Annotated in this window: 17 protein-coding genes; 13 read left to right on the top strand and 4 right to left on the bottom strand. The window is 50.7% G+C overall.

Annotated features, from left to right (window positions below; translation table 11 throughout):
* Positions 1-26 precede the first annotated feature (26 nt).
* The 3 genes from ACOJUO_RS18965 to ACOJUO_RS18955 all read right to left on the bottom strand — a co-directional run bounded on the left by ACOJUO_RS18965 (position 27) and on the right by ACOJUO_RS18955 (position 2,768).
* Positions 27-1,280 (bottom strand): HlyC/CorC family transporter, encoded by a 1,254-nt coding sequence (locus ACOJUO_RS18965; RefSeq protein WP_422133494.1) that lies wholly within the window; start codon positions 1,278-1,280, stop codon positions 27-29.
* Between the two features lie 76 nt (positions 1,281-1,356).
* Complete coding sequence (locus ACOJUO_RS18960; RefSeq protein WP_422137818.1) at positions 1,357-1,854, bottom strand: DUF2165 family protein; 498 nt, start codon at positions 1,852-1,854, stop codon at positions 1,357-1,359.
* A gap of 101 nt (positions 1,855-1,955) precedes the next feature.
* A complete protein-coding gene (locus ACOJUO_RS18955; RefSeq protein ID WP_422133493.1) occupies positions 1,956-2,768 on the bottom strand; it encodes a cytochrome C assembly family protein in 813 nt (270 codons plus the stop codon).
* Between the two features lie 222 nt (positions 2,769-2,990).
* Here ACOJUO_RS18955 and ffh point away from each other — a divergent pair, with 222 nt between their 5' ends.
* A complete protein-coding gene (gene ffh, locus ACOJUO_RS18950; RefSeq protein WP_422137817.1) occupies positions 2,991-4,397 on the top strand; it encodes a signal recognition particle protein in 1,407 nt (468 codons plus the stop codon).
* Here the strand turns inward: ffh and ACOJUO_RS18945 are convergent.
* Entirely contained in the window at positions 4,394-4,846 is a 453-nt protein-coding gene (locus ACOJUO_RS18945) for a hypothetical protein (RefSeq protein WP_422137816.1), read from the bottom strand. The genes ffh and ACOJUO_RS18945 overlap by 4 nt on opposite strands.
* Positions 4,847-5,411: 565 nt before the next feature.
* Between ACOJUO_RS18945 and rpsP the strand changes: the two genes are divergently transcribed.
* The 12 genes from rpsP (at position 5,412) to recJ (ending at position 17,262) form a co-directional block, all read left to right on the top strand.
* On the top strand, positions 5,412-5,657 hold the full coding sequence (gene rpsP / locus ACOJUO_RS18940; protein ID WP_317141840.1) for a 30S ribosomal protein S16: 246 nt from the start codon (positions 5,412-5,414) through the stop codon (positions 5,655-5,657).
* 79 nt (positions 5,658-5,736) lie between these two features.
* Positions 5,737-6,291, top strand: coding sequence for a ribosome maturation factor RimM (gene rimM / locus ACOJUO_RS18935; RefSeq protein ID WP_422133490.1), 555 nt, complete (start codon positions 5,737-5,739; stop codon positions 6,289-6,291).
* A gap of 146 nt (positions 6,292-6,437) precedes the next feature.
* Positions 6,438-7,223, top strand: a complete 786-nt coding sequence (trmD, locus tag ACOJUO_RS18930; RefSeq protein WP_422137100.1) for a tRNA (guanosine(37)-N1)-methyltransferase TrmD — start codon at positions 6,438-6,440, stop codon at positions 7,221-7,223.
* Positions 7,224-7,240: 17 nt separating this feature from the next.
* Positions 7,241-7,594 (top strand): 50S ribosomal protein L19, encoded by a 354-nt coding sequence (rplS, locus tag ACOJUO_RS18925; RefSeq protein ID WP_252180499.1) that lies wholly within the window; start codon positions 7,241-7,243, stop codon positions 7,592-7,594.
* Between the two features lie 246 nt (positions 7,595-7,840).
* Positions 7,841-8,728 carry a site-specific tyrosine recombinase XerD gene (gene xerD / locus ACOJUO_RS18920; RefSeq protein WP_422133489.1) on the top strand — a complete coding sequence of 296 codons (888 nt, stop codon included), beginning with the start codon at positions 7,841-7,843 and terminating at the stop codon, positions 8,726-8,728.
* Positions 8,729-8,935: 207 nt separating this feature from the next.
* Complete coding sequence (locus tag ACOJUO_RS18915; RefSeq protein ID WP_422133488.1) at positions 8,936-9,271, top strand: c-type cytochrome; 336 nt, start codon at positions 8,936-8,938, stop codon at positions 9,269-9,271.
* Between the two features lie 64 nt (positions 9,272-9,335).
* Positions 9,336-10,556, top strand: coding sequence for a sulfite oxidase (locus ACOJUO_RS18910; RefSeq protein ID WP_422133487.1), 1,221 nt, complete (start codon positions 9,336-9,338; stop codon positions 10,554-10,556).
* Entirely contained in the window at positions 10,556-10,942 is a 387-nt protein-coding gene (locus tag ACOJUO_RS18905; RefSeq protein ID WP_422133486.1) for a hypothetical protein, read from the top strand. The genes ACOJUO_RS18910 and ACOJUO_RS18905 overlap by 1 nt, the downstream gene beginning before the upstream one ends.
* 564 nt (positions 10,943-11,506) lie before the next feature.
* Complete coding sequence (locus ACOJUO_RS18900; RefSeq protein ID WP_422137815.1) at positions 11,507-12,334, top strand: DsbC family protein; 828 nt, start codon at positions 11,507-11,509, stop codon at positions 12,332-12,334.
* A 246-nt stretch (positions 12,335-12,580) separates the two neighbouring features.
* Complete coding sequence (locus ACOJUO_RS18895; protein WP_422133484.1) at positions 12,581-13,882, top strand: homoserine dehydrogenase; 1,302 nt, start codon at positions 12,581-12,583, stop codon at positions 13,880-13,882.
* A 127-nt stretch (positions 13,883-14,009) separates the two neighbouring features.
* Positions 14,010-15,419: a threonine synthase gene (gene thrC / locus ACOJUO_RS18890; RefSeq protein ID WP_422137814.1), complete on the top strand. Its 1,410-nt coding sequence runs from the start codon at positions 14,010-14,012 to the stop codon at positions 15,417-15,419.
* A 124-nt stretch (positions 15,420-15,543) separates the two neighbouring features.
* On the top strand, positions 15,544-17,262 hold the full coding sequence (recJ, locus tag ACOJUO_RS18885) for a single-stranded-DNA-specific exonuclease RecJ (RefSeq protein WP_422137813.1): 1,719 nt from the start codon (positions 15,544-15,546) through the stop codon (positions 17,260-17,262).
* Positions 17,263-17,276: the final 14 nt, after the last annotated feature.

Here is a 17,276-nt window from a genome sequence, read left to right as displayed (position 1 = left end):
CCATTTTACAGAATAAGTGACTCAGGTTAAGCAGTGAAAATTTTCACTGCTTTTACTCGATTGTCCTTGACCTGCATAATCTCAAACCGGTATTCGCCTACTTTGAGACAGACACTGGACTCCGGTATAAACTGCATCATCTCGGTGATCAAACCGTTAATTGTTCTGGCATCCCCGGTGGGTAATTTCCAACCCAGAGAACGGTTAATATCTCTTATGGATGCAGAACCATCAATGATGTAAGTGCCGTCTTCCTGAGGGGTAATATCCTGGCTGGAGTCGGAAACATCGGTAGTAAAGTCACCCACAATTTCTTCCAGAATATCTTCCAGCGTCACCAGGCCCAGAACATCGCCATATTCATCGACTATCAGCGCTACACGCTCTTTTGACTTCTGGAAATTAAACAGCTGGGTATGCAGGGGAGTGCTTTCAGGAACATAATAAGGCTCTGTGGTTTCCTGCAGGAGAAGCGCTTTGTTGACTTCTTCCTGACTCAATAGTCGCGCCACCTTTCGCATATGCAACATGCCCACAAGATTGTTCACATCGCCACGATAGACTGGCAAGCGGGTGTGCTGACAGGCCCTTAACTGCTCCAGGATATCCTTGATGTCATCGTCAATATCAATTCCGAAAATTTCATTTCGGGGTACCATGATATCGTCTACCCGGACTTTCTCCAGATCCAGAATACCCAGCAACATTCCCCGTCTTTTCTGCGGCAACAACATGCCAGGGTCGGTCACAATGGTGCGCAGCTCTTCAGCGTTCAACTGATCCTCGGCAGCCTGACCGGGTTTGATACCAAAAGGTCTCAGCAGGAAACCACAGACCCAGTTTAAAACGACCACCATGGGATAGAAGAGTTTCAGCAGCGGCGTCAAAATAAAAGAGGCAGGAAAAGCAATCTTTTCAGGATAGAGCGCGGCAACTGTCTTGGGTGTTACCTCACCGAAAATCAGTACTGCCACCGTCAGACCCAGAGTAGCAATTGCAATACCGCTATCCCCCCAGAGCCTCACTGCCACCAGAGTGGCCAGGGCAGAAGCCAGGATATTGACAAAGTTGTTGCCAATCAGAATCACACCAATCAGTCTGTCGGGGCGTTCAAGCAGTTTATGAGTCCGCATGGCCGCTTTGTGATTCTTGCGAACCAGATGGCGAAGGCGATAACGGTTGATCGCCATCATGCCGGTTTCCGAACTGGAAAAAAAAGCCGACAGCAACATTAAAAGGGCCAATATGGTTAAAAGAAGACTGGTAGATGCTTCGCTCAAGGCTGAAATCGCTCGTTAAGATTCTGTTTATGAAAGCGCTGATTCTAACGTTTCATACTCTAAACCCCAAACACTTTTATCGCTCTTCCTGACTCAAATAGAGCAAGGTCAAAAAAAACAATGTGGCCACCCTGAAGCCTGGCTGAATACCACTCCAGCTGCGGGACTGCCAGGCCAGAAACCACTCTCCCGAAATTCCCATAAAGGCCAGAAACCAGAGCATGATGCCCAGAGTCAAACCCAGCAGAGCCAGACACTTGCTTTCATGGAAATTCTCACCGTGCAGATTGAAGAACATACAAGCGACACCCGTCCAACATAAAAGGGTTATAATGGCTTCAACAGCAATAATCAGGCTGTAAGCAATTTTCCAGACCATGGGATCATGAATTGCTCGCCATTCTGCCTGAGCATGGTTCCCGGTTGTATCCATACTCATCACATGCTGGACATAAAGGTAATTGCTCTGATAGTCCATCAGATTATTAAACACAACCAACGTACTAAATAGAGCAACACCCGCCGTCAAGAAAATTTTACTGAGCTTGGTGGCTATTATCATTTTCATAGCCATAAACAATAGACCGACTTACAGACATCTCAAGCTGCCGGAAAAAAAAAGAAGTACCAAGAGAGATTAAGAGGAGCAGGAAACAGAGTCTGCTCCGAAAAGGCTCATCTAACCAGGATAAAGTCAACAACCGTCCGCCAGCCAAAGTAAGCCACCAATAACAGGACAAAACCGGCAACCGTCCAACGCATGGCCTTTTGTCCTCGCCAGCCATTGACCCAGCGCCCAATCAGCAGTGTCGTAAACAGCACCCAGGCCACCAGAGAAAGCACTGTTTTGTGGAACATATCACTGGCAAACATATTATCGATATACAGGAAGCCTGAAATCAGCGAGAGGGTCAGCAGGATCACTCCTACAGATAGAAACTCGAACAGCAATTTTTCCATAGTCTGCAGGGGCGGCAGGGCTTTTAGCAGACGCTTTTGATTGTGACTCCTCAGCTGCTTCTCCTGATAGGCCAGTAGCAGTGACTGACACACGGCCACCATCAACAAACCATAGGCCAATACCGACAGCAGAACATGCACCACCATCAGGGTGGGTGAATGAAAAATGTGTTCCAACGGAGCCAGCCAGTCCGCCAGAACCGAGATGATGGTAAAAGGCAGAATCGTAACCAGCAGACTTTCAGAAGGCTTTCGCAAACTGCTGAGCAGTACTACCAGTGTGACTATCAGTGTCGTCAAAGAACCGATCGTGAGAATACCAAGGTTGGTCCCTTTATCGGTGTGAATAGAAAAATAGAGCGAAAAAGCATGTAAAGCAGCTCCGACTGTGGTTGCCAGCAACACCACCTTTCGAGCGCCACCGCGACCAGTAATTCTTCCCCATTGGCAGACCATTCCCACCGCATAAAAAATGATGGCACCGATGCTGACGAGCATGAAATTCATTGATTCTTTTATAACCTCCATCTGAAATTTTCCTGATGGCGAAACCGTCACAAAGCCACTTAGGAAGATGCAAACCAGAGCTTGCCATGTCCAAATCTACACAAGAACCACTTTGTTTTCATCCATCAAGTGGAAATACTGTCTCTGCCGGGACCCGATACTGCCCCTTTTGCGCTGGATTGGATATAATGACTGCCAATTACATACTTGCACCTTACTTCAAGGTATTTCCAAGGTAACTGGATGTTCGAGAATTTAACCGAACGCCTGTCGCAGACGCTTCGTAACGTCACCGGCAAGGCGAAACTGTCTGAAGACAATATTAAAGATACCCTGCGCGAGGTTCGCAAGGCTCTGTTGGAGGCTGACGTTGCGCTGCCGGTGGTCAAAGAGTTCATCAACCGGATCAGAGAGCGGGCGATTGGTCAGGAGGTACAGGCCAGCCTGAGCCCCGGCCAGGCCTTCGTCAAGATTGTTCAGGCAGAACTGATTTCGGTCATGGGCGAAGCCAATGACCAGCTGAACCTGTCGACCCAGCCACCTGCGGTCCTGCTGATGGCCGGTCTTCAGGGTGCCGGTAAAACCACCTCTGTGGCGAAACTGGGCAAGTTCCTCAAGGAACGCCACAAAAAATCTGTGATGGTCGTCAGTGCCGACATTTACCGTCCGGCAGCGATCAAGCAACTGGAAACGCTGGCGGGTGAAGTCGGCGTCAATTTCTTCCCATCCAGCAGCGAACAAAAACCCGTTGATATTGCCACAGCAGCCATTCAGGAAGCTCGCCTGAAGCATATTGACGTGGTCATTGTCGATACCGCCGGTCGTCTGCACATCGACAGCGATATGATGGCTGAAATCCAGGCATTGCACGGTGCCATTAATCCTGTCGAAACCCTGTTTGTGGTTGACGCCATGACCGGCCAGGATGCCGCCAATACCGCCAAAGCCTTTGGTGATGCGCTGCCCCTGACCGGTGTCATTCTGACCAAGGCAGATGGTGACGCACGCGGAGGTGCCGCCCTGTCAGTTCGCCATATTACCGGCAAGCCAATCAAGTTCATGGGTGTCGGTGAAAAGACAGACGCTCTGGACCCCTTCCACCCTGACCGTATCGCTTCCCGAATCCTGGGCATGGGTGACGTTCTCTCCCTGATTGAAGAAGCTGAACAGAAGCTCGACAAAAAGAAAGCCGACAAACTGGCCAGCAAACTGAAAAAGGGTAAAGGCTTTGACCTGGAAGACTTCCGTGACCAGCTTCAGCAGATGAAGAAAATGGGCGGCCTTGCAGGCGTTATGGACAAACTCCCCGGCATGCCGGGTATGCCAGCCAACATGCCCGGCCAGATGGACAACAGGATTTTTGTCCAGATGGAAGCAATCATCAACTCCATGACCCCGGCTGAACGTGCAAATCCGGATATTATGAACGGCTCTCGCAAGAAGCGCATTGCCTCAGGTTCCGGCACCCAGATCCAGGACATCAACCGTCTGATCAAGCAGCACAAGCAGATGAGCAAGATGATGAAGAAAGTCACCAAGAAAGGCGGCATGAGCAAGCTGATGCGCGGTCTGGGTGGCATGAAAGGTCAGATGCCCGGCGGCATGGGCGGTATGATGACTCCAGGCGGCGGCAAGAAGTTTCCTTTCTAAGCTCTTTTGAAGAGTGGTACCACTCGTTCCCACGCTCTGAGGGTGTCGCAAAACTTCAACAGCTCGTTCTCACGCTCTGAAGTCGTCATTCCCGCGAAGGCCGGAATCCAGCGCCAACGGTGGATCTCTGCCTTCTCGGGGATGACAAGGCCAGGGGGACACCGGGCATATTGTTCTGATGGAGAGTCACTGTGGATTCCCGCCTTCGCGGGAATGACGAGAATGAAGCCGGGAATGACGAGAATGAAGCCGGGAATGACGAGAATGAAGCCGGGAATGGCGAGAATGAAGCCGGGAATGGCGAGAATGAAGCCGGTAATGACGAGAATGAAGCCGGGAATGACGAGAATGAAGCCGACAATGACGAGAATGAAGCCGGCAATGACGAGAATGAAGTCGGCAATGACGGGAGTCAGCGCGTTCCCACGCCGGAGAGAGTTTTGCGACACCCTCGCTCTGCGTGGGAATGCATACCTACCCTAAAAAGCTGACTCTACAACGCGAGATGGGTATGGGTTCCCACGCTGGGACCCTCAGGGCCTGAAAGCATGGAACCCAGAATTGTCCTGGTGCCAACGCCTCACTGACCAGCTGTAATCGTATTTCTTCATCGACCGTAATAAAAAACATGACTTTTCCTTTCTCATTCATGGATCAGGAAACGGTCGATTTTATATACGACAAACATCACCTATACCAGGTATTCAGGCTTTTCAGTCAACCCGGACAGTTTCAATAACATTAAGAATGGGCAATCTGAAAAGACTTTTTTAAAACTTACGTGCAATATAAAAGTCATAACAAGCCCGTCGTTTTAGCTCACAATGCCTGCCCTCCTCTCATTCCATGAGACTTTCCGCAGCAAGATAAGTGTCAAGCATATTGTCAGCAGGACGGTTATTCCTTAGAATATGCGCCCTTCATGGCCCACTGTCAGTGTTCCATGAATCTGAAGGCTCCCGGAGCCCTCAGAGATAAGCGTTGCCGGACATCACGATTACAGGAAATTATTCCATGGTAACAATTCGTTTAGCTCGCGGCGGTTCCAAAAAGCGTCCGTTCTACCACCTGACTGTTGCTGACAGCCGTAAGGCTCAAGGTGGCCGTTTCATCGAGCGTGTAGGTTTCTTCAACCCTACTGCCCGTGGTCAGGAAGAGCGTCTGCGTGTGGATCAGGAGCGTGTTGAGTTCTGGCTGAGCCAGGGCGCTACCGTATCCGACCGCGTTAGCAAGCTGCTGAAAGACGCCAAAGCAGCCTGAGGTCAGATTTGAACAACCCTGAGCCGTTTAGAACAGCCCCGGGCCGTTTAAACAACCACCTCAAAAAGGAACAGAACCAGTGAAAAAAGCATCAGCAACCGCTCAACCCAAACAGGTTGTCCTCGGAAGTATTACTGGTGTGTACGGAGTAAAAGGCTGGGTGAAAGTGTATTCACACACCAATCCCATGACCAATATTCTGAACTACAAACACTGGATTTTGCGCCAGGATGGTCGCCAGCAGACCATTGAAGTCGATCAGGGCCGCCGTCAGGGCAAGGGACTGGTCGCACACATCGCCGGATGCGATGACCGGGATATCGCCCGCCAGTTCACTGGCTCAGAAATCCTCATCGCTGAGAGCGAACTGCCCCCACTGGCTGATGACGAGATATACTGGCATCAGCTTGAAGGTCTGGAAGTGAAAACCGCTGACGAGGCGGGCAAGGAGCTTCTGCTGGGCAAAGCCAGCCACCTGATGGAGACAGGAGCCAACGACGTATTGGTCATCAAAGCCTGCAAGGGCAGCATCGACCGACGCGAACGACTGGTCCCCTGGTTACTGGATCAGGTGATTATGGAAGTGAATCCGGAAGCAGGATTCATTCGGATTGACTGGGATCCGGAATTTTAACCGTTATGAGTGAAACTGACATGGACAGCCCTGGTCTGATTAAAAGCCCAGAGCCTGCGGACAGCCTTGAGCCATTAAACAGCCCTGAGCCGTTAGACAGCCCTGAGCCGCAGAACAGCCATGAACAATCACCCGTAACAGCAGATATGTGGTTCGGTGTAGTCACCCTCTTCCCGGAAATGTTTCGGGCCATTACCGATCACGGCATATCCGGCCGTGCTGTAAAGGAGGGAATTGTCTCGGTAGAAACCTGGAATCCCAGGGACTTCACCCACGACAGACACCGGACTGTGGATGACCGACCTTACGGCGGTGGTCCCGGCATGTTGATGAAAATTCAACCTCTGCGTGACGCCATCCATGCAGCCAAGAAGGCTGCAGGAGCCGATGCCACGGTAGTATACCTGTCTCCCCAGGGACGCCTGCTTGACCAGGCCGGGGTTCAGGAGCTGGCCGCCAGAAAGCGGCTTATTCTGGTATCGGGGCGGTATGAAGGTATTGATGAGCGTGTAATCAACGAAGAAGTCGACGAGGAATGGTCGATCGGTGATTACGTGTTAAGTGGTGGCGAACTCGCCTCCATGACTCTGATTGATGCAGTTTCACGCTTTGTACCGGGCACCCTGGGTCACAAGGATTCCGCATTAGAGGATTCCTTTGCTGATGGCCTGCTGGATTGTCCGCACTACACCCGCCCTGAGGTTTTCAAGGGGCAGAGAGTGCCGGAAGTCCTGTTGTCTGGGGATCATGCAAAAATTCGTGCATGGCGCCTCAAACAGGCACTGGGCAGAACCTGGTTGAGAAGACCGGACCTGTTGCAAGACAGAAAACTGACCCGTGAAGAGGAAAAACTGTTGTCTGAATTCATTCAGGAGCATCATTCTTCGGATAGCCACAGCAAGGCAGACTCGACGAGCGGAACACTTGACTAACGGGAGCAAGATTTAAAATGAGCAAGAACAGAATCATTGAAGCGCTCGAACAAGAGCAGATGACCAAGGAAATCCCGAGCTTCGGCCCTGGTGATACCCTGGTCGTACAAGTTAAGGTTAAAGAAGGTAACCGTGAGCGTCTGCAGGCGTTCGAAGGTGTCTGCATTGCCAAGCGTAATCGTGGCCTGAACTCCGCTTTCACCGTTCGCAAGATTTCCAGCGGTGTTGGCGTTGAGCGTGTTTTCCAGACATACAGCCCTCTGGTCGCTTCTATCAATGTGAAGCGTCGCGGTGACGTACGTCAAGCCAAGCTGTATTACCTGCGCGCTCTGAGCGGTAAAGCGGCTCGTATCAAGGAAAAGCTCAACTAAGGGACGCTTTTCGCCTCGCGCGGAAAAACTCTTTAGGGTTCTCCAAAACCCTGAGCATGACGCCCAGGGTCATAAAAGTTCTGACAATCCGGCAACCTTGTCAGTCCATAAAAAAAGCGACGAAAGTCGCTTTTTTTATGGCTTCAAAACAGAAAACAGCTTTTCATTTTCAGGCTTGTACTGTTTTCTTTACGATCCTTCCATATGCCGCAATAATGGAGACCTGAACCTGATATACAGATAATAATGGCCAATACCTCCATCGAACTGTTTCTCAACCACCTCTGGCTTGAGAAAGGCCTTAGCGAAAACACCCGCACGGCCTATAAAAGCGATATAGAACAATTCGCTTCCTGGCTTTCTCAGAACAGACTCACACTTGAGAAATCATCTACTTCGGACCTGAGAAACTATCTGGCCTGGCGACACCAGCAAAAGTTTCAACCCAGCTCAACAGCCAGAGCACTATCCAGCCTGCGCGGCTATTACCGTTACCTTTTAAGAGAAAACATGGTCAGTCAGGACATTACTCAAAATATTGAGATGCCCAAACAGGGACGGCCTCTGCCCAAATCCCTGACGGAGACTGACGTTGAAAACCTGCTTGCAGCCCCTGATCTTGATACCGATTTAGGAGTTAGAGATCGATGTATGCTGGAGCTACTTTACGCCTGCGGACTCAGAGTATCGGAGCTGGTCAACCTCAACCTGAATCAAATCAACCAAAGGCAGGGCATCGTTCGTATTCAGGGCAAGGGTAATAAAGAGAGGCTGGTGCCTATGGGTGAAGAGGCCCTGAACTGGCTTCACCTCTACCTGAAAGACAGCAGACCCTTTCTGATCAGTGACCCGGAGAATCGGGTACTGTTTCCCGGCCGAAACGGCAGCCCGATGACACGTCAGACCTTTTGGCACCGGATCAAACAACATGCCATAACAGCTAACATTCAAAGCACGGTTTCCCCCCACGTTCTTCGACACGCCTTTGCTACCCACCTGTTGAACCATGGAGCCGACCTCCGGGTGGTCCAACTGCTACTGGGACACAGCGACCTTTCAACGACCCAGATATATACCCATATTGCCCGGCAGCGGTTGAGCGAACTGCATGAATCTCACCATCCCAGAGGCTGAATGCAGGTTCAGCCTTTTTAAACAGTAAAATACAAGACTAAGCTTCATTTGACAGACACCCATTGAACATCCGAATCCGGCTTCATCAGACCCAAAAAAAACAGATATTAAGTATTTATAAGCATCACTATTTAGCAATTATAAGACCTACGCCTTTTAATTTAGCCATTCGGATTAAAATCAGAAAACATTGTGTAGGCTTGCGCTTTGAACTTACCGGATACCATCAGGCTCTACCTGAGACCCTGGGCAGTTACAGCACTGCTGCTTTTGCCTTCTGCCATCCTGTCAACAGCCCAGGCAGCTGACAGATATGAAAAGTTAGCTAACATGTGTCGTGCCTGCCATGGTCAGGATGGTAGTAATAAGTTCAATACCATCCCGAATCTCAAGTGGCAGAATCGCCAGTACCTTTTCGCTCAATTACAGGCTTTCAAAAGCGGGAAACGACAGGACATCACCATGACTAAAGTCGCTCAACTGTTAAGTGAAGAAGATATGCTGCGTCTGGCTGACTTTTTCTTCGAAGGCAAAAAGCCTTGAGCATACCCAAAGCCTCTGTAACCTGAACAAACCAGACGCCAAAAGGTTAACCGGATACCAGACAATGAACAGAAGAAAGTTTCTACAGCAGGCACTGACCGCATCCGCTGCTTCCATTCTGTCTGTGAGGTGGGTTTTTGCTCAAAACCGTCCCCCGGGTCTGGAGCCTGTTGACATCTCCACAATGAAATGGGTCAGGGCGGAAGATCTGCCAGATTATTACACGGTATTGAATACCAAGCCGTTAAATGCCCATCCTGCTGAGCATATGCTGGACCCGGCAGTCACACCGGCAAACATAGCCTTTACACGCTGGAATGGTCTGATGCCGGATTTCGACAAGATAGACCCGAAGACCTGGACCTTTACTGTCGACGGTGAATCCGTCGTCAAATCCAGGACTTATACCATTGATGAACTCAAAAGCAGGTTCAAACACCACAAACAGAACCTGGTTCTGGAATGTGGCGGCAATAGCCGTAAAAATTTTTTTCCCAACACCAAAGGCAACCAATGGAATAACGCTGCCGTTTTTTGCTCACAATGGACCGGCGTCCTGCTCAGCGATGTACTGAAAGACTGTGGCGTGAAAGACGACGCAGTTTACACCGGTAACCATGGGATTGATAAACAACTGAGCGGCACAGGACCTGCGATTTCGCGGGGTGTACCCATTGCCGCAGCCATGAATGATAACGCCCTGATCGCCTGGGCTATGAATGGCGAAGATATTCCATTTCGCCACGGTTTCCCCCTGCGCATTGTCTTTGCTGGCCGCCCGGCTTCTGTCTCCCAGAAGGCAGCCACAGGTATCAGTGTTCGTAACAAGGTGCATGATGGCGCCAAGATGGCAGCACCGGCCTATCAGGTTCCCAGATACCCTATAGCACCCGGAGAGAAAGTGCCCAATGAAGATTATGAAATTATCGAAGAGATGATCGTCAAATCTTTGATCACTTTCCCGCAGAGCGGGATTGAACTGTCACTGGGTAAAACCCAGGAAGTGAGGGGGCACGCCTGGGCCGGTTTGCGAAAAGTCGTCAAGGTTGAAGTCAGTTATGACTATGGTACTCGCTGGCATCAGGCCGAATTGAGTCAACCGGTCAACAAGGGTGCCTGGCAACAGTGGCGCATAAATCTGAAGCTGCCAGAGCAGGGTTACTACGAAATCTGGGCCAAAGCCACGGACAGTGAAGGAGATTCCCAGCCTGTGGTACAACCCCAGTGGAATCCGAAAGGCTACCTCTTCAATGGCTGTCACCGAATTGCTGTGAGGGTTGCCTGATGCCGGACTTAAAAAAGCTCAAAATATTGATAGTCTCGGCGTTACTTTGTGGAGCAAGCCTGGCCGCACCCGATGAAGTGCCAAAAAAAGAGTACCCGGTTGATCCCGGGTCCGGACTGATAATGGCCCCGGGCTGGGAGATGGTTAACGCTCAGTGTAACGTCTGCCATAGCAGTCTTATTATCAGCCAGAACAGTGGTGACAAAAAAGCCTGGCGTGAGACCCTGCAGTGGATGATAGATACCCAGGGACTCTGGGATCTTTCTGAAACCTGGGAACCGATCCTGGACTATCTCAGCACCAACTATGGTGTTGCAGATATTGATAGGGAGACTTTTCGAAGGCTCCCCCTGGACGCGGCATTAATGCCTCCACCCAGAAAGTAAAGACCCAACTCCGAACGGGTCACGGTTTATGTCGCCGCCTGTTAGAGCACTCACCACTCGTTCCCACGCTCTGAGGGTGTCGCAAAACACTGATTCCCACACTTTCAGGCCCTGTGGGTCCCAGCGTGGGAACGAGTTGTCTTCACTCCCGTCATTCCCGCGAAGGAGGCTGTCGTAGTCGGGCTGGTCTGTGACACCCTCATAATCGGCGAGGATGGCCAAATATGGCGATGCGGGGAGATCTTCCCGAATGCCAGTAGTTTGTCGGCTCACGAAAACGCAGAACACAGCGGGCGAAGAAGGTGCGACATAACCGTAACAGATACGGATGGCCAACAGAGGCTATGTTGGACGCTCTGCAGAAGTTCAAGAGACCTGACGGAACACAAAAGGAGATATCACAACCAACCAGTAGTCAATTTTCTGATTCATGACAGCTAAAACTGACAATTCCAATAAAGTGTCTAAACTTCTGCCCCAGAACCTACGATCATATTGGCAGTAACTACCTGACTTGCTTCACACTGTCGGTCGAGAAAAAAACAATACTCAGGAGGATGACTCATGCGCCTAAGCACCCTGATCTTATCTGCCACTCTGGCGACTGCCCCCTTTTTGCGGGCTGCGCCATTAGCAGACCAGGTCACTCAAGAAGTACAAAATGCCATTACCAGTGAACTGAAAGGTCTGGATCCCAACATTCCCATTAAAAAGATTGAAAAGACTGGCTGGGAAGGCGTGTTCAGAATAACGCTGGAAGGCGGCAGCGTGATCCATTCCAATGAAACCGGCAAACTCCTGCTGCGTGGTGACATGCTGGAAATTAACAATGGCCAGATCGTTAACCTGACAGAAGAACTCCGTAATAAAGCCGTGGCAGACCAACTGAAGTCTCTGAAAAAAGAAGATCAGATTGTCTTTTCACCCGAAGAGGTCAAAGGCGTTGTTTATATCTTTACAGATACCGACTGTGGTTACTGCCGAAAGCTCCACCAGGAAGTGCCTGAACTCAATAATATGGGGATAGAAGTACGTTATCTGGCTTTCCCCAGAGGCGGAAAACAATCCCCCGCCTACGCCAAAATGGTTAATGCCTGGTGTTCACCTGAGAGAACGCAAGCCCTTTCAGAGCTGAAAAACGGCAAAGAGATTACTCATCAAGCTTCCAAAGAAGACAAAGATCAAACCCGATGCGAAGTTCTCGTTGAAGAGCAATTCGAGCAGGGCCTGAAGCTGGGTGTGAGCGGAACCCCTGCTCTGTTTCTTGAGAGCGGCAAAGCCATACCCGGTTACCGCCCAGCTGTGGAGCTTGCCAAAATTATGGGCATTACACCTCCTCCTGCCCCTGAACCAGCTCCTGACACTAAAGCTGACTCTGCGCCAAAGTCATAGAGTACTTCAGGGTGCGAACCTGCTTCGCACCTGCTTCCCAAATCAGTCATACCGCCATACATTAATAGCCTCTGATCGTCAGCAGGAACAGCGAAGAACCTGCAAACAGTTCGGGCAAACTATCGCTCTTAAGGCCGGTTTATGGCTATAATCCCCCATCCATTGATAATAAATCAGAGCGCTTTCTGTTTCTGAAAGCCGTCGACACAGACAGTGAGTTGAGATCAGCTCACGGGGGATAACAGTTTGAAACCGGTCAAAGTAGGAATATGTGGCCTGGGTACCGTAGGCAGCGGTACGTTTAATGTACTGACACGCAATGCCAGTAGCATTGCTGCACGAACTGGCAGACCCATTATTGTAGAGCAGATTGGTGCCCGTCGGGACAATCCTGCTGCTGATACCTCGACCACCCAAGTCACCCGTGACATCTTTGATGTCGCCCGTAATCCCGAAGTGGATATTCTTGTCGAAACCATTGGCGGATACGATGTTGCCAAGGAGTTGATTCTCACAGCGATCCAACACGGCAAACATGTTGTTACGGCCAACAAAGCGCTGATAGCCGAACATGGCAATGAGATCTTTCAGGCAGCCCGTGAAAAGAATGTCGTGGTTGCCTATGAAGCGGCAGTGGCTGGCGGCATCCCTGTCATCAAGTGCCTGAGAGAGGGTCTGGCAGGCAACCAGGTTAACTGGCTGGCCGGCATCATCAATGGAACCGGTAATTTTATTCTGACTGAAATGGGCGACAAAAATCGTTCATTTGAAGAAGTACTCGCCGAGGCCCAGGCCCTGGGGTACGCAGAAGCTGACCCCACCTTTGATGTAGAAGGCATTGATGCCTGCCACAAACTGACCATTATGGCTTCTATTGCCTTTGGTATCCCTCTGAACTTTGAGCGCGCCTATACAGAAGGTATCAGCCGTATAACTCCGGCCGATATTCAATACGCGCAAGAGCTGGGCTACCGCATAAAACATCTGGGCATTGCCCGACAAACTGATGAAGGCGTTGAACTCAGAGTTCATCCGACCCTGATTCCGGCTTCCCGACCACTGGCCAATATCAACGGCGTTCTGAACTCTGTTGTGATCAATGCAGATGCCATCGGTGAAACCATGATGGTGGGACCCGGTGCTGGCGCCGAGCCAACAGCCTCTTCTGTTGTTGCCGATATTATGGACATTGCCAGAGCACTGGCAACGCCAGAAGCAGCCCCTAACCCACTGGGTTTCTCCGAAGATCAGTTACAAAGCATTCCAGTTCTGGCCATCGGTGAAACACTGAGTCCCAATTATCTGCGCATCCATGCTGACGATCACCCTGGTGTCATGAATGCCATTACCCGGATTCTCAGTGACCGTGGGATCAATATGGATGCCATCACCCAAAAAGCGATCCGTGAAAGCGATGGCTTCGCTGACATTGTTATCCTGACCCAGACCATCAAAGAATCGGAGCTGGATAAGGCCATTGCCGAAATTGAAAGCCTGAGCGATATCCAGGCACCTGTCACACGCATTCGTGTTGAGACCATGGCTTGAAAACTGTCGTTTGTCAGACAGCTACTGATTAAGTCCTGAGTGCATAAGCCCCGGAAGGAGTGAGATTCAAGTCTCACCCTTCATGGGAAAGCAGCCATGAACTCATAAACAATAGATGGAATAGACCGTGAAATACATCAGTACCCGGGGACAGGGTGGAGAAAAGAGTTTTAAGGAAGTACTTCTGGCCGGTCTGGCCGAAGACGGTGGCTTGTACATCCCTGCCGAACTGCCCCAGTTTGATCAAGATAAAATCCGCTCACTGAGGGGCCTGCCTTACAACGAACTGGCCTTTGAAGTGATTAAACCTTTTGTGGCAGGTGAAATTCCTGACCCCAAACTGAAGGAAATGATTGATGACAGCTACGCAACCTTTGCTCATGAAGCAGTTGCACCGCTAACTCAACTAAAAAGTCACCAGTGGGTCATGGAGCTGTTCCACGGCCCTACCCTGGCTTTTAAAGATTTTGCCCTGCAACTGCTTGGCCGATTACTGGATTACACTCTTACCGAAAGAGGTGAACGTGCTGTCGTTCTGGGTGCCACCTCCGGTGACACAGGTTCGGCAGCTATCGAAGGCTGTCGGCACAGTAAAGCGCTGGATATTTTCATCCTTCACCCCTACGAGAGAGTCTCTGAAGTCCAGAGACGACAAATGACTACTATTTTGGACAACAACGTCAACAATATCGCTGTTCAGGGTAACTTTGATGACTGTCAGGCGATGGTCAAACGGTGCTTTGCCGATCAGTCCTTCCTGCCAGACTCGCCAGGAAAAAAGACCCGCCTGGTGGCTGTCAACTCCATCAACTGGGCCCGCATCATGGCTCAGGTCGTATACTACTTCCATGCAGCATTGGAGTTGGGTGGCCCGGACAGAGAGGTTTCCTTCTCGGTACCCACCGGCAACTTCGGTGACATCTTCGCAGGTTACATCGCCCGGGGTATGGGACTGCCAATCAATAAGCTGATTGTTGCAACTAACCGTAACGATATTCTGCACCGCTTTTTCCAGAGCAACGATTACAGCAAACAAGGCCTCGAACACACCCTGTCGCCCAGTATGGATATTATGGTGTCAAGCAACTTTGAGCGCCTGCTGTTCGACCTTCAGGATCGTGATGGCCAGGCCCTTGCCGCACAGATGGCAGCCTTTGAAGAAACCGGCAAGCTCTCGGTTTCAGAACAGCGCTGGCAGAAAATCCGCGAGTTGTTCGACAGCAGTCGTAGTGCCGACCAGGATACCTGCAATGCCATCAAAGACCTGTTTGATCGCACTGAATACCTGGCCGACCCTCATACTATTACCGCTATCAGAGCACTGACAGAAGTTGAAACGGACAGCCGTATTCCCAATGTCGTTCTGGCAACCGCTCACCCTGTGAAGTTTCCCGAAGCCATTGAAAAAGCCGGACTGGACGCCCCGGAGCTGCCACATCATCTGAAGGACCTTCTGGAACGTGAAGAGCGTTATGAGGTTCTGCCTGACGACCTGAACGCTGTGAAAAGCTTTATTCAGAATCATCTGGCACAATAAAGCTTACCGCAGGCAGCTTATCCTGAGCTGCCTGCTCTCATTTAGCCAATAACCCTCCTGTGCTCTGACGCTCTCTGTGATAGAGTAAACCGATACTTTTTACTGCAGACAGCCCAGAACTTCCATGCCGCTTCAGATCATTAGACGCACCAGCACCCCTCTCTCTTTAACTAATGGCATAGACCCGCTTCTCGCCCGAATATACAGTGCCCGGGGCATCAGCCACCCTTCGGAAATCAATCGTCAGCTAAAGGGTCTTCAGAGCTATAAAAGTCTCAAGGATATTGAAAAAGCAGCCAGTCTTCTGACTGACGCTGTTTATGGCCAGCAACGTATTTTAATCGTCGGAGACTTTGATTGTGACGGAGCCACCAGCAGTGCGCTGGGTGTCCTGGCCATGAGAGAAATGGGTGCAATAGTGGATTACCTGGTGCCTAACCGATTTGAATATGGTTATGGTCTGACACCGGAGATTGTTCAGGTCGCCAGACAATATCAGCCTGACGTTCTGGTCACCGTCGACAATGGCATCTCCAGCATAGAAGGCGTAGCAGCTGCAAAATCTCTGGGCTGGAAGGTCATCGTCACGGATCACCATCTGGCCGGCGAACAGATTCCTCAAGCCGACGCTATCGTCAACCCCAATCAGCCTGACTGCCCTTTCATCGGTAAAAATACCGCCGGAGTGGGCATTATTTTTTACGTCATGTGCGCACTGAGAACCGAGTTGCGCAGGCGGGGCTGGTTTGCAGGAAAAACCGAGTTCAACCCTTTTCAATTACTGGATCTCGTTGCCTTGGGTACCATTGCTGACGTTGTCAGTCTGGACGCCAACAATCGCATTCTCGCCTATCAGGGTCTGGCAAGAATTCGTGCTGGCCATTGTCGTCCGGGGATTCAGGCACTGATTGAGATCTCAGGCCGACAACAGTCACGCCTGACCTCTTCCGACCTGGGATTTGCCCTGGGACCTCGCCTCAATGCAGCGGGACGCCTGGATGACATGTCCACCGGTATCGAATTATTACTGACAGAGCGTATCGAGACAGCACGGGAACTGGCTGCTGAGCTGGACGGTCTTAACCGGGACAGAAAAGAGATTGAAGCAGGAATGCAAGTAGAGGCCATGAGCGACTTGTCCAGCCTGAAACTGGATCAGCATTCCGACTTGCCCTGGGGGGTCAGTCTTTTCCGCGAAGGCTGGCATCAGGGTGTGGTAGGCATTCTGGCCTCAAGGGTGAAAGAGAAATTACACCGCCCGGTGATCGCCTTTGCAGAAGCCGACAATGACGAAATCAAAGGTTCGGCAAGGTCCATAAAAGGTTTGCACATGCGCGACGCTCTGGACAGTGTTGCCCGGGAAAACCCCGGCCTCATCATCAAATTCGGCGGTCATGCCATGGCAGCAGGTCTGAGCATTTATAAAAAAGATTTCGAGACGTTCGCGGCTGCTTTTGACCGGATTGTAAAACAGGAGCTCTCTGCTGAGCAGCTTGAAGCAGAGATCCATACCGATGGCGAACTGGGTGTCTCCGAGCTGACAATGGATACGGCTCAACTGCTACGCGATAGCGGGCCATGGGGACAGAATTTCCCGGAACCTTCATTCGATGGCCGGTTTCAGATCATTCAGCAGCGGCTGGTAGGCCAGAAACATCTGAAAATGGTGCTCAAGCTGCCTTCGTCAGAATATTATGTAGATGCCATTGCCTTCAACATTGACCCGGGGCAGTGGCCAAACCAGAACATAACAACCGTTAAAGCGGTTTATAAACTGGACATTAACGAGTTTCGGGGTCAACAGAGCCTTCAGTTGATTGTTGACCACCTTGAATCAGCCTGATAGCAGGGGGACTG

Source organism: Endozoicomonas sp. ALC020 (assembly GCF_049275935.1).
In the GTDB taxonomy this organism is placed as follows: Bacteria; Pseudomonadota; Gammaproteobacteria; order Pseudomonadales; family Endozoicomonadaceae; genus Endozoicomonas_A.
Note: the sequence above shows the minus strand (reverse complement) of the source record. Positions and strands in the feature narration are given on the sequence as shown.

What these genes read in the sequence shown, in the direction of transcription:
- ACOJUO_RS18900 (WP_422137815.1), top strand. Translation starts at nt 11,507, where the DNA reads ATGCGCCTAAGCACCCTGATCTTATCTGCCACTCTGGCGACTGCCCCC.
- rpsP (WP_317141840.1), top strand. Translation starts at nt 5,412, where the DNA reads ATGGTAACAATTCGTTTAGCTCGCGGCGGTTCCAAAAAGCGTCCGTTC.
- ACOJUO_RS18910 (WP_422133487.1), top strand. Translation starts at nt 9,336, where the DNA reads ATGAACAGAAGAAAGTTTCTACAGCAGGCACTGACCGCATCCGCTGCT.
- rplS (WP_252180499.1), top strand. Translation starts at nt 7,241, where the DNA reads ATGAGCAAGAACAGAATCATTGAAGCGCTCGAACAAGAGCAGATGACC.
- ACOJUO_RS18960 (WP_422137818.1), bottom strand. Translation starts at nt 1,854, where the DNA reads ATGGCTATGAAAATGATAATAGCCACCAAGCTCAGTAAAATTTTCTTG.
- ACOJUO_RS18955 (WP_422133493.1), bottom strand. Translation starts at nt 2,768, where the DNA reads ATGGAGGTTATAAAAGAATCAATGAATTTCATGCTCGTCAGCATCGGT.
- ffh (WP_422137817.1), top strand. Translation starts at nt 2,991, where the DNA reads ATGTTCGAGAATTTAACCGAACGCCTGTCGCAGACGCTTCGTAACGTC.
- xerD (WP_422133489.1), top strand. Translation starts at nt 7,841, where the DNA reads ATGGCCAATACCTCCATCGAACTGTTTCTCAACCACCTCTGGCTTGAG.
- trmD (WP_422137100.1), top strand. Translation starts at nt 6,438, where the DNA reads ATGTGGTTCGGTGTAGTCACCCTCTTCCCGGAAATGTTTCGGGCCATT.
- recJ (WP_422137813.1), top strand. Translation starts at nt 15,544, where the DNA reads ATGCCGCTTCAGATCATTAGACGCACCAGCACCCCTCTCTCTTTAACT.
- ACOJUO_RS18905 (WP_422133486.1), top strand. Translation starts at nt 10,556, where the DNA reads ATGCCGGACTTAAAAAAGCTCAAAATATTGATAGTCTCGGCGTTACTT.